This is a genomic window from Micromonospora sp. NBC_01796, from assembly GCF_035917455.1.
Classification (GTDB): Bacteria; Actinomycetota; Actinomycetes; order Mycobacteriales; family Micromonosporaceae; genus Micromonospora_G.
This window is the reverse complement of the sequence record NZ_CP109078.1, coordinates 1,848,818-1,861,292: the sequence shown is the minus strand read 5'-3', so window position 1 is coordinate 1,861,292 and position 12,475 is coordinate 1,848,818. Positions and strand designations below refer to the sequence as shown.

At 71.7% G+C, this 12,475-nt stretch carries 8 protein-coding genes; 4 read left to right on the top strand and 4 right to left on the bottom strand.

Annotated elements, in window-relative coordinates:
- Window positions 1–54: 54 nt before the first annotated feature.
- The 3 genes from ppc to OIE47_RS08530 form a co-directional block, all read right to left on the bottom strand.
- Window positions 55–2,841 carry a phosphoenolpyruvate carboxylase gene (gene ppc, locus OIE47_RS08540; protein WP_326560965.1) on the bottom strand — a complete coding sequence of 929 codons (2,787 nt, stop codon included), beginning with the start codon at window positions 2,839–2,841 and terminating at the stop codon, window positions 55–57.
- 105 nt (window positions 2,842–2,946) lie between these two features.
- Window positions 2,947–3,930 (bottom strand): asparaginase, encoded by a 984-nt coding sequence (locus OIE47_RS08535; protein WP_326560964.1) that lies wholly within the window; start codon window positions 3,928–3,930, stop codon window positions 2,947–2,949.
- Window positions 3,927–4,709, bottom strand: coding sequence for a Clp protease N-terminal domain-containing protein (locus OIE47_RS08530; protein ID WP_326560963.1), 783 nt, complete (start codon window positions 4,707–4,709; stop codon window positions 3,927–3,929). Before OIE47_RS08530 ends, OIE47_RS08535 begins: the two co-directional genes overlap by 4 nt.
- A gap of 113 nt (window positions 4,710–4,822) precedes the next feature.
- Between OIE47_RS08530 and OIE47_RS08525 the strand changes: the two genes are divergently transcribed.
- The 4 genes from OIE47_RS08525 to OIE47_RS08510 all read left to right on the top strand — a co-directional run bounded on the left by OIE47_RS08525 (window position 4,823) and on the right by OIE47_RS08510 (window position 11,509).
- Window positions 4,823–5,884, top strand: a complete 1,062-nt coding sequence (locus OIE47_RS08525; RefSeq protein ID WP_326560962.1) for a S66 family peptidase — start codon at window positions 4,823–4,825, stop codon at window positions 5,882–5,884.
- A 222-nt stretch (window positions 5,885–6,106) separates the two neighbouring features.
- Window positions 6,107–9,733 (top strand): transcription-repair coupling factor, encoded by a 3,627-nt coding sequence (mfd, locus tag OIE47_RS08520; RefSeq protein WP_326563026.1) that lies wholly within the window; start codon window positions 6,107–6,109, stop codon window positions 9,731–9,733.
- Between the two features lie 74 nt (window positions 9,734–9,807).
- Complete coding sequence (locus OIE47_RS08515) at window positions 9,808–10,506, top strand: hypothetical protein (protein WP_326560961.1); 699 nt, start codon at window positions 9,808–9,810, stop codon at window positions 10,504–10,506.
- Window positions 10,507–10,519: 13 nt separating this feature from the next.
- The gene (locus OIE47_RS08510; RefSeq protein WP_326560960.1) at window positions 10,520–11,509 is read left to right on the top strand and encodes a nucleoside triphosphate pyrophosphohydrolase; all 990 of its coding nucleotides are present in this window, start codon (window positions 10,520–10,522) and stop codon (window positions 11,507–11,509) included.
- On the opposite strand, the gene OIE47_RS08505 is transcribed toward OIE47_RS08510, so the two are convergent.
- Entirely contained in the window at window positions 11,449–12,411 is a 963-nt protein-coding gene (locus OIE47_RS08505; protein ID WP_326560959.1) for a DMT family transporter, read from the bottom strand. The genes OIE47_RS08510 and OIE47_RS08505 overlap by 61 nt on opposite strands.
- Between the last annotated feature and the right edge of the window lie 64 nt (window positions 12,412–12,475).

Below are 12,475 nucleotides of genomic sequence, written 5' to 3'. Positions count from 1 at the left end.
CGGATAAGCACTCAAACAGTGAAAGTGCGCGGATCTTGGAGTGGGGGAGGGCGGTCAGCCGGTGTTGCGCATGCCGGCGGCGATGCCGTTCACCGTGGTGAGGAGGGCTCGTTCGAGGGCGGTGCCGTCGCCTGGGGCGCGGCGGGCGCCGGGGGCGGTGGCGACCGCGCGACCGGCCGCACCGGAGTCGCGGTACTGGCGCAGCAGGGCGACCTGGAGGTGGTGCAGCGGCTCCAGGTAGGTGTCCCGGACCGCGAGTGTGCGCTGGAGCACCGGCGAGTTCTCCAGCAGGGCGGGGGAGTTGGTGATCGCCAACACCTCGCGCTTGGTCAGCTCGTACTCCTCGCGGATCACGTCGAAGATCGGCTGCAACGGCTCCGGGACCAGGGTCTCGACGTACCGGCGGGCGATGTTCAGATCCGTCTTGGAGAGCATCATCTCCACGTTGGACAGGAACGTCCGGAAGAAGTGCCAGTTGCGGTACATCTCGGCGAGGATCTCCGCCCGACCGCTCTCCCGGGCCGCCGCCAGCCCGGAACCGACCCCGAACCAGCCCGGCACGATCTGCCGGGTCTGGGTCCAGCCGAACACCCACGGGATCGCCCGCAGGCCGCTCAGCCCGGCACCGGTGTTCGGGCGCTTCGCCGGCCGGGAACCGATGTTGAGCGCACCGAGCAGCTCGGTCGGCGTCGACGCCCAGAAGTACGCCGGCAGGTCCGGGTTCTCCACCAGCGACCGGTACGACCGGAACGCCGAGTCGGAGACCAGCTCCATCGTGTCGTCCCAGCGTTCCAGCATCTCGGCGGGCTGCCGGGGGTAGGTGTGCAGCAGTGCGCTCTGCAACACCGCGGCCAGGGTCAGTTCCAGGTTCTCCCGGGCCAGCGACGGCAGCGTGTACTTGTCGGAGATGACCTCACCCTGCTCGGTCACCTTGATCGCGCCGTCGAGGGTGCCGTACGGCTGGGCCAGGATCGCCTCGTGCGTCGGACCGCCACCCCGGCCGACGGTGCCGCCGCGACCGTGGAACAACCGTAGGCGTACGCCGTGCCGGGCGGCCACGTCGCGCAGGGAGCGCTGGGCCCGGTGGATCGACCACTGGGAGGTGGTGATGCCCGCCTCCTTGTTCGAGTCGGAGTAACCGAGCATCACCTCCTGCACGTCTCCACGGGCGGTGACGATCGCCCGGTACGCCGGCAGGGAGAGCAGTTCGTCGAGGAGTTCGCCGCCCGCGTTCAGCTCGTCCGGGGTCTCCAGCAGCGGCACGAAGCCGATCCGGGCCCGTCCACTGTGCACGTCGACCAGACCGGCCTCCCGGGCCAGCACCACCGCGGCGAGTACGTCGTCGACGCCCATCGTCATCGAGATGATGTACGACTCGATGACCTCGGTCCCGAACCGCTCCTGGGCCTCCCGGATGGTGCCGAACACGTCGAACGTCTTGCGGGTCGCCTCGGTCAGCGGACTGTCCATGTTGGACAGAGGTCGGCGGCCGGTCAGTTCCTCACTGAGCAGCTTGGTCCGCTCGACCCGGCTCAGCGACGCGTAGTCGGTGACCTCGCCGACCTGCTCGTAGAGCTGGCGCAGCACCGCGTGGTGGGCCTCGGCGTGCTCGCGTACGTCCAGGGTCGCCAGGTGCAGCCCGAACGAGGCGACCGTACGGATCGCCGACGCGAGTCGGCCGACGGCGGTGAGCTGACCGGAGTTACGGGCCAGCGAGGCGCGCATCAGCTCCAGGTCGGAGAGGAGTTCGGCCGAGCCGCGATAGTCCCGGCCGGGTACGTGGGCGGTGCCCCGGGTCAGCCGCAGCCGGGTGTTGGCCAGCTTCGCCTTGATGCAACGCGCCTTGAGCCGGTACGGCTCCTCGGCGTTGACCCGGCGGAACCGGGCCGCCACCTCGGGCAGCGCGTCGAGGTCGGTGGCCAGGCTGGCGGAGAGGTCGAGGGAGACCCCGCGCAGCCGGCGGGAGACCGAGATCTCGTTGATCAGCGACTCCATCGCCGCCTCGGTCGCCTGGATGCCGTGGTGGTACTGGATGACCAGCACCTCGCGGGTGACGTGCGGGGTGACGAACGGGTTCCCGTCCCGGTCACCACCGATCCAGGTGCCGAAGGTCAGCGGGCGCGACGTCGGCGAGGTCTCCACCCCGAGCGAGCGCAGCGTGTCGGCGAGGTCGTCGAGGACCTGGGGCGCTGCGGCGGCGTACAGGTCGCGCAGGTAGTAGATCGCGTTGCGGGCCTCGTCGGTCGGGTCGGGCCGGTCGAGTCGCAACTCGTCGGTCTGCCACATCAGGTCGAGCAGTTCGGCCAGCCGGCGGTTGGTCGGCGCCTCGTCGCTGGCGCCGTAGAGCACGGCGGCGGCGGTCTCGGCGTCCAACTCGTCGGCGACCGCGCGCAGCTTGGTCAGGATCGACCGGCGGGCCGCCTCGGTCGGGTGGGCGGTGAACACCGGGCGTACGGCCAGCCGCCGGGCCGCGGCGGCGATCTCCTCGGCCGGCACCCCGCGCTCGGCGATCAGTTTTGCCGCCTGGTCCAGCCAACCGCCCTGGGTGGCCCGCTGCCGGCGCAGGTCGCGGGACCGGTGCACCTGCTCGGTGATGTTGGCCAGGTGGAAGTAGGTGGAGAAGGCGCGGGCCAGCTTGGTCCCGGTGGTGACGTCCATCGCGCCGAGCCGCAGGGCGGCGGCTTCGGGGTCGGAGCGGACCAGGGCGCGGATCTCCTCGACCAGGTCGAGCAGCGGGGGGCCTTCCTGGCGGGCCAGGGTCTGCCCGAGCAGGGTGCCGAGCCGGCGGATGTCTGCCCGGAGGGCGGCATCCGGGCCATCGTGATCATGCTGGTCGGTCACCGTGCGCTCCTTACGTGGTGTGCTAAGGACAGCGCTGTCCGACAAGGCTGATCGTATCCGCGCGGGGGCGGTTCTTAGGAGGGGCTCACCATATCTGAGTTTTAATCACACTCCGCCGTCCAGTCGACCGAACCAGTCCCGGGCGGTCCGGACCCCGCCGTCACCGAGCGCGACCATCAGCGCGGCCCGTGCCTTGACCGGTGCCAGCCCGCGCGCACCGATCGCGCCGACCCTGGCGGCGAGCGTGCCACCGCCGTACGACCCCTCCGGTGACACCTCGCGGAACCGGGCGCGGGAGCTGACCACCACCGGGATGTCCCACCCGGTCAGCTCGTCGATCGCGGTGAGCAGACCGATCGGTACGTTCGCCAGTCCGGTGCCCTCCAGCACCACACCCCGCGCCCCCGCGTCCACCACCGCGTGGAGCAGCACCCCGTCGATCCCCGGGTACGTCTTGATCAACGCGACCGCGGACTCCGGCTCCCCGGTCGGCGCCGGAGGCCGGGGCGGCGGCGGTGCCAGCATCTCCACCCCGGCGTCCACCACCCGCCCGAGGACCGGGTACGGGGCCGACGAGAACGCCGCCACCCCGGTAGCGTCGATCTTGGTGACCCAGCGTGCCGCGTGCAGCTCGTCGTTGAGGCAGGCCACCACACCCACCCCGCGCAGGGCCGGGTCACCGGCCGCCACCAGGGCGGAACGCAGGTTGCGGGGGCCGTCGGCGGAGAGTTCGGTGGGCGGGCGCATCGCACCGGTGTACACGATTCCGGCCCGCTCGACGGCCGCGCCCGCGAGCAGGTCGGTCAGGTACGCGGTCTCCTCCAGGGTGTCGGTGCCGTGGGTGATCACGACCCCGTCGTACCCGTCGTCGAGGACGGCCGTACGGGCCCGGCGGGCCAGTCGCAGCATGGTCTCCGGGTCCAGGTCCCAGCTCGGTACGGCGAGCAGGTCCTCGACCGTGACCTCGGCCGGGACCGAGCCTGCGGGCAGTGCCGCCAACAGCTCGGCCCCGGACGCGAACGCTCCCCGACCGGGGCGCGGGTGGAACGCCATCGTGTCCCCGGTGGCGAGCAGGAGCAGTCGGGTCAACGTCCCGCTCCGGTGTCGGTGCCCGCGTCGACCCGCTGTTCCAGCCGGTCCAGCCGGTCGATGATCGGCTGCAACTGCTTCGCCAGGGCGGCCTGGAGCGCGGCGATCTGGTCGGTGCCGCCGATCGCCAGCCCGGCCGTCTGGGTCTGCGCCCGGAGGTGGACGTAACCGGCCAGCGCGGCGATCACGGCCCGGCGGGTGAGCCGGTAGTCCGCGCCGAGCGACCGCAGCACGTGACCGGCGGTGCCGTCCGGTTCGGCGATCAGCCCGAGCAGCAGGTGTTCGCAGCCGACGTAGTTGTGGCCGAGGCTGGTCGCCTCGGTCACCGTCAGCTCCAGCGCGTTGGCCGCGGTCTGGCCGAAACGCCGTACGCCGGTCCGATCGGTTGCCGCGGCGGGGGCTTCCCTCGGCGCCTGCCGGTCCAGCTCGCGCCGTACCGCCTCGGGGTCGATCTCCATTGCCTGGAGCACCTCGAGGGCCAGGTTGTGGCCCTCGGCCAGCATGCCGGAGAGCAGGTGGGAGGTGCCGACGCTGGTGGCGCCCTGTTCCCGGGACTCGGTGAGGCCGAGCGTGATGGCGGTCCGGGCGCGGGCGGTGAACTGGGTCAGCGCGGCGGTCGGGTCGTCCCGGTCGGTGTCGCCGAGGGTCGTCTCCCGGATCGCGGTGACCCGGCGTACGGCCTGTTCCAGGGCGCGCTGGCAGATCGCGGAGACCGGCACGCCGGACTCCTTGACCGCCTCGGCCAGCTCGTCGGGTAGATACACGTTGATCTTCGGCATCCTTGGCTCCCCTCTGGGGTTAGGTAGGGGGTATAACCCTCCTGTGACCCCACCATACCCCTCGCCTGGGAAATGGGAACCCCCTGGTCATGATCGATCGCTAGGGTGGGCTGATGCCCGCAGTGAACCGCTCCATCGAGCCCAAGCGGTATCCCGCGAAACCACAACCGGGGGACCGGGTCGCCGTACTCTCGCCCTCCGCCGGCCTGCCGGCCGTCTTCCCCCACGTGTACGAGTTGGGCCTGCGCCGGTTGCGCGACGAGTTCGGCCTGATCCCGGTGGAGTACCCGACCACCCGCGCCAGCGGTGCCCACCCGCGCGAACGCGCCCGTGACCTGACCGCCGCCTTCGCCGACCCGACGATCACCGCCGTGCTCGCCACCGTCGGCGGGGACGACCTGATCACCGTGGTGCCGCACCTGGACGGGGAGGTGATCGCCGCCAACCCCAAGCCGTACTTCGGCTACTCGGACAACACCAACGTGCTGGCGTACCTCTTCGAACTCGGGCTGGTCGGCTACCACGGCGGCTCGGTCCTGGTGCACCTCGGCCGGCCGGGCAGCATGCACCCGGCGACCGCCGCCTCACTGCGGGCCGCACTCTTCACCACCGACTGGTACGAACTAGCGCCGGCCAAGCGGTACAGCGACGAGCCGAGCGACTGGCGCGACCCGTCCACCCTGGCTGCCGAACCGGTGATGTTCCCGTCCGACGGCTGGCACTGGCACGGGCCGCAGACCAGGGTCGAGGGGCCGGTCTGGGGCGGCAACCTGGAGATCCTCGGCTGGCTGCTCCAGGCCGGTCGGGTCGGACCGAACGAGGCGTACGCCGGTCACGTGCTGCTGCTGGAGACCTCCGAGGAGATCCCGTCCGACGTCGAGGTGTTCCGGATCCTGCGCAACATGGGGGAGCGCGGGCTGCTCGCCGAGTTTTCCGCGGTGCTGGTCGGCCGACCGAAGGCGTGGGACTTCGAGCAGCCGAACAACGCCGAGCAGAAGCGGGAGCACACCGAGGCCCAGCGCGCCGCCGTACTCAGGGTCCTCGCCGAGTACAACCCCGACGCGATCGCCGTCTTCGGCCTCGACGTCGGCCACACCGACCCGCAACTGATCATCCCGTACGGCGGTCTCGCCCGGGTCGACTCGACCGCCCGCCGCATCACCGTCCGGTACTGATCGCAATCGTGTTGATCATGAAGTTAGCGCAAAGTTGATCGCTAGATTCTGCGCTAACTTCATGATCAACGGGGTGGCGGCGGGGTGGGATGGGGTGGGGTGGGTGGGTTTGGGGTGGGGGGTGGGGGTCGGGGAGGGGGATAAACTTGGGGAGGTGGACCCCCGTCCGGAAGCCGGATGGGGGCAGTTTCGCGTGTTGACGCAGAGGTAGTGATCGTGACGATGCTCGCCGGTCTGCTGGCTGCCGCCCTCGGCGACCCGGCTCTCACCCGTACCCGTGATCTGGCCCGGGGCGGTGCAGCGCAGGCCGACGGGCTCGATCTGACCGCACCGGCGGCACTGCGGCCGTTCGTGGTGGCCGCCGTGGCCGCCGAACCGGACCAGGGCGGCGCCGGCCGCCCCGTACTCGCGGTCACCGCCACCACCCGCGAGGCCGACGACCTCGCCGCCGCGCTGGGTAGCCTCCTGCCGGCCGAGCAGGTGGCCGTCTTCCCCGCCTGGGAGACCCTGCCGCACGAGCGGCTCTCCCCCCGGTCGGACACCGTCGGCCGGCGGCTCGCCGTGCTGCGACGGCTGGCGCACCCGGACGGTGCCGACGGCGCCGGGCCCCTGCGGGTAGTCGTCGCTCCGGTCCGCTCGGTGCTGCAACCGCAGCTCAAGGGGCTCGGTGACCTCGAACCCGTACGCCTGACCAGCCACGCCGAAGCGGACCTGGAGGTGGTCGCGCACCGGCTGGCCGACCTGGCGTACTCGCGGGTCGACCTGGTCACCAAGCGCGGTGAGTTCGCCGTCCGGGGCGGGATCCTGGACGTTTTCCCGCCCACCGACGAGCACCCGTCCCGGGTCGAGTTCTGGGGCGACGAGGTGGAGGAGATCCGTACCTTCGCCGTCGCCGACCAGCGGACCATCGAGCAGGTCGACCAACTCTGGGCGCCGCCGTGCCGCGAACTCTTGCTCACCCCGGAGATCCGGGAACGGGCCGCCGCCCTGGCCGAAGCCCATCCGGAGCTGGCCGAGATCCTGGAGAAGCTGGCCGAGGGGATCCCGGTCGAGGGCATGGAGTCGCTCGCCCCGGCACTCCTGGACGGCACGGGCAGCATGGAGACGCTGCTCGACTGCCTGCCGGCGGCAGCGCACGTTCTGCTGTTCGACCCGGAGCGGATCCGTACCCGGGCGCATGACCTGGTCCGTACCTCGGAGGAGTTCCTCCAGGCGAGCTGGGCCGCGGCCGCCGTCGGCGGCCAGGCCCCGATCGACGTCGGCGCCGCCGCATTCAAGACCCTGGGAGAGGTACGGGCAACAGCCGCCGCCCTCGGCCAGCCCTGGTGGTCGATCTCCCCGTTCGGGCTGGTCGAAGACACCCCGGCGGCCGACGACCAGCCGTGGCTGGACCCGGTACGCACCGACGTCACCCCCGACGAGGGGGTGTCGATCACGCTCGCCGCGCAGCCGACCGCGCTCTACCACGGTGAGACCAACCGGGTGGTCGACGACCTCAAGCGGTGGACCGCCGACGGCTGGGCGGTGGCGCTGGTCTTCGAGGGGCACGGACCGGCCCAGCGGGCGGTCGAGGTGCTCCGCGACGGCGGGCTCGGCGCGACGGCGGTCGAGACGATCCTCGCCGCACCCGCCCCCGGTGAACTGCTCGTCACCTGCGGCTCGCTCAACCACGGCTTCCTGCTCGACGGCGCCAGCGCCACCAAGCTCGCCGTACTCACCGGGAACGACATCACCGGGGGACGGGGCACCTCCACCCGCGACATGCGCAAGATGCCGAGCCGGCGGCGCAACACCATCGACCCGCTGGAGCTGAAGACCGGCGACTACGTGGTGCACGAGCAGCACGGCATCGGCCGCTACGTCGAGCTGGTGCAACGTACGGTCAACGGCGCCGAGCGCGAGTACCTGGTCCTGGAGTACGCCTCCACCAAGCGGGGCCAGCCGGGTGACCGCCTCTTCGTCCCCACCGACCAGCTCGACCAGCTCTCCCGTTACGTGGGCGGGGAGACCCCGACGCTGCACAAGATGGGCGGCAGCGAGTGGCAGAAGGCCAAGGCCCGCGCCCGCAAGGCGGTACGCGAGATCGCCGCCCAGCTCATCCAGCTCTACGCCGCCCGTAAGGCGTCCAAGGGGCACGCCTTCGCCCCGGACACCCCGTGGCAGCGGGAGCTTGAGGACGCCTTCCCGTACACCGAGACGCCGGACCAGTTGTCGGCGATCGAGGAGGTCAAGCGGGACATGGAGCAGTCCGCCCCGATGGACCGGCTGATCTGCGGTGACGTCGGGTACGGCAAGACCGAGATCGCGGTCCGGGCGGCGTTCAAGGCCGTCCAGGACGGCAAGCAGGTGGCGGTCCTGGTCCCGACCACACTCCTCGCCCAGCAGCACTACAACACGTTCGCCGAGCGGATGGGGCAGTTCCCGGTCCAGATCAGGCAGCTCTCCCGGTTCCAGACCCCGAAGGAAGCCGAACAGACCCTGGAAGCCGCCGCCGACGGCAGCGCCGACATCGTCATCGGGACCCACCGGCTACTCGCCGCCGCCACCCGGTTCAAGGCGCTCGGCATGGTCATCGTCGACGAGGAGCAGCGGTTCGGGGTCGAGCACAAGGAGCACCTGAAGACGCTGCGGACCGCGGTCGACGTACTGACGATGTCGGCGACGCCGATCCCGCGGACCCTGGAGATGGCGATCACCGGGATCCGGGAGATGTCCACCATCGCCACCCCACCGGAGGAGCGCCACCCGGTGCTCACCTTCGTCGGCGCGTACGACGACCGGCAGGTCGCCGCCTCGATCCACCGCGAGCTGCTCCGTGACGGGCAGGTCTTCTACCTGCACAACCGGGTCGAGTCGATCGACCGGGCAGCCCGCCGGATCCGTGAGCTGGTGCCCGAGGCGCGGGTCGCGGTCGCGCACGGCCAGATGGGCGAGGAAGCACTGGAGAAGGTCATGGTCGGCTTCTGGGAGAAGGAGTACGACGTCCTGGTCTGCACCACGATCGTGGAGTCCGGCATCGACATCCCGAACGCCAACACGCTGATCGTGGAACGGGCCGACCTGCTCGGCCTGGCCCAGTTGCACCAGATCCGGGGCCGGGTCGGCCGTGGCCGGGAGCGGGCGTACGCGTACTTCCTCTATCCGCCGGAGAAGCCGCTGACCGAGCACGCCCACGAGCGGCTGGCCACCATCGCCCAGCACACCGAGTTGGGCGCCGGCATGTACGTGGCGATGAAGGACCTGGAGATCCGGGGCGCCGGGAACCTGCTCGGCGGCGAGCAGTCCGGGCACATCGAGGGCGTCGGGTTCGACCTCTACGTCCGGATGGTCGGCGAGGCGGTGCAGACGTTCAAGGGCGAGCGGCCGGAGGAGGAGGTCGACGTCAAGATCGACCTTCCGATCGACGCCCACCTGCCGCACGACTACGTGAGCGTGGAACGGCTCCGCCTGGAGATGTACCGCAAGCTCGCCGAGGCCCGCGACGCCGCCCGCCTCGACGAGGTGGTGGTCGAGATGACCGACCGGTACGGTGCACCGCCGGAGCCGGTGCAGAACCTCGTCGCGGTGGCCCGGTTCCGCCTCCTGGCCCGCGCGTACGGCCTGACCGACGTGTCGGTCCAGGGCAAGTACGTCCGGTTCGGCCCGCTGCCGCTGCCCGACTCGAAGCAGATGCGGCTCAAGCGCTACCACCCGGACGCGGTCTACAAGCAGGTCACCGACCAGGTCAGCGTGCCCCGGCCGAGCACCCGCCGGATCGGCGGCGAGCCGCTGCGCGACCAGGTCCTGCTGGAATGGTGCGGGCAGTTGTTGAAGGACGTCATCGGCGAGCCCGTACTGGCCGCCCGGTGACGGACAGTGGTGGTACGGCCCGCCCGGTGACCCCGTACCGGTCGGGCCGGGCGGCGCGTGAGAGAGTGTCGGCCATGCAGCGTGCTCGCCGTCTGGCGCCGATCGCCGTGGTTGCCGCGGTCGGCATCATCGCCCTCACCGGTTGCCGTGCCCAGCCCGGTGCCGCCGCCTACGTCGGCGACCGGCAGATCACCGAGAACCAGGTGACCGACCTCATCGACGAGCTGCGGGCGAAGCCCGCACCGCCGGCCGCCGCGGGCGCCCCCGAGGCGAAGCCGCCGACGCGCACCTTCGTGGTCAGCGTGCTGGTCCTCAACGACGTCTGCCAGCGGTTCACCAAGGCAGAGAACCTCCAGGCCAAGGAGCCGGCCCCGGTCGACCAGGTGGCCCAGCAGTTCGCGGTGGCGCCGGAGACCGCGTTCGCCAAGGAGGCCGCGGCGCTGTTCACCTGCCTGTCGGCCGTACCGCCGGGTGAGCCGGTGAAGCCGACCCCGGCCGAACTGCTCGCCCTGGGCAAGGTGGCCAAGGCCGCCGGTGCGATCGAGGCGACGGTGACGGACGAGGCCGCCGGGCAGCAGCTCGACGGTGAGCAGTTGCAGGCGGCGCTCGGCAACCGCAAGGTGCTCGCCGACGCGGTCACCCGCTTCGACGTCACGGTCAACCCGCGCTACCGGCCGCTGGAGTTCCCGATCCTCTCCTTCCAGGGCGGGCCGGCTGCGGTCAGCGTTCCCCTGGGCGAGGGCGACACGGGCACGGTGGTCGACCCGCGCTGAGCGGGCAGATCCGATGACCGCCCGAGTCGTACTCCTGGTCACCTCGCCCCGGCTGCCCGCCGGCCTGCTCACCGCGGCGGCCTGGGACGTGGTACGCCAGCACCCGGTGCTGGCCGGCGCGGAGAGCGAGCTGACCACCGCCGTACGGGTGGCCGGCGGCACCGTGACCCTGACCGACACTCCGGTGCCGGACCTGCTCGCCACCGCCGGAACCGACGGGACCGTGGTCTGGTTGGCCGGTCCGGTCGGCGACGACCGGATGGCCCGCGAGCTGGGGCTGCGCCTGGCCCGCGAACCCGGTCTGGCCGAGCTGGAGCTGATGTACGGCTCCTGGGACCCGCCCGGCGCCCGGCTGCTCGACGCGGTCGCCGTGATGGACCGGCTCGCCTCGCCCGGCGGTGACCCGTGGAAGCGGGCACAGACCCACGCCACCCTCGCCCAGTTCCTGCTGGAGGAGTGCTACGAGGCGTACGACGCGATCGTGGCCGGTGACCTGGACGCGCTCCGCGAGGAGCTGGGTGACGTGCTGCTCCAGGTGGTGCTGCACGCCCGGCTGGCCGAGGAGTTGCCCGACGACGAGCGGTGGAACATCGACGACGTGGCCGGTGGCCTGGTCGACAAGATGATCCGGCGCAACCCGCACGTCTTCGCCGACACCCCGGTCGGGTCGATCGACGAGATCGTCACCAACTGGGAGCAGATCAAGAAGGCGGAGAAGGCCCGCGACTCGGTCCTGGACGGGATCGCGCTGGCCCAGCCGGCCCTCTCGCTCGCGGCGAAGATCCTGCAACGGGCCGGCCGGGCCGGGCTGGACATCCCACCACCGGTCCCGGCCACCCTGGACGACGAGGCCCGGCTCGGTGCCCGGCTGCTGGACGTGGTGGTCCAGGCCCGCGCCGACGGGCTGGACGCCGAGGCGGCACTGCGCCGGGCCGCCCTCGCCTACGCAGACGCGGTCCGCGCCGTGGAAGCCACCACCGGTTCGGGCAGCACGGCAGGCTGACCGTCGGCGGGTTGGTTCCGCTGGCCGGCGAGACCCACCGCGAGGCCGAGCGCGACCACCAGTACCCCGGCGGTCGAGCCGAGCGCGGGAAGTCGTCCGGCCTGGACGGCGGCGGTGACCAGGGTGGCCACCGGCATCAGGCCGACCAGGATCCCGGCCCGCTCGACGCCCAGCTTGCGCAGCCCGGTGAACCAGGCGACGAACGCGACCACCGTCATCAGCGCGGCCAGGTAGGCGTACGTGGCCGCCTCCACCCCGGTCGGCAGCCGCCACTCGGCCGGTTCCCCCGCCACCAGCGCGCCGACCAGCAGCAGCGGTACGGCCAGCGCGCAGCTGTACGCGGCCACCCGTACCGGGCCGAGGCGGGGCAGGACGGCGGCGGCGAGCAGCGAGAAGGCGATCTCCCCGCCGAGCGCACCGAGCGAGGCGAGTACCCCGATCGTGTCCGCCCGACCGGTGCCCTGCACCAGCGCCGTACCGGCGACGACGATGCCCGCCGCCCCGAGCAGCCGTACGGTCGGCCGCCGTCCGCGCAGCAGCGGCCCGAGCAGGGCCAAACCCAGGGGTGCCGCCCCGATGAAGGTGCCGACCAGGGCCGGGTCGGCGTGCGGCAGGGCGATCAGGACGAAGGCGTTGAACGCGGCCAGCCCGCTGGCGGCCAGTGCGGTGAGGACAACCCACTCGCGTCCGGTCGGCCGACCCGTCGCGGGCCGGCCGTCGACACCGATTCCGGGCCAGCGCCGGGCGATGGCGAACAGTGCGGCGGCGGCGAGCGCGTACCGGGCGGCCTGTCCGGTCAGGGTGGGGTAGTCGAGGACCAGTTGGCTGATCGAGACGGAACTGCCGACGATCGTCATGCCGAGGACGCAGAGCAGTACGGCGCCGGTGTTGGAGATCTTCACCCGTACGACGCTAGGGTGCAGATGGTCCTGTGTTGAGGGCCAATGCGGACGGGTTAGGGAGGAC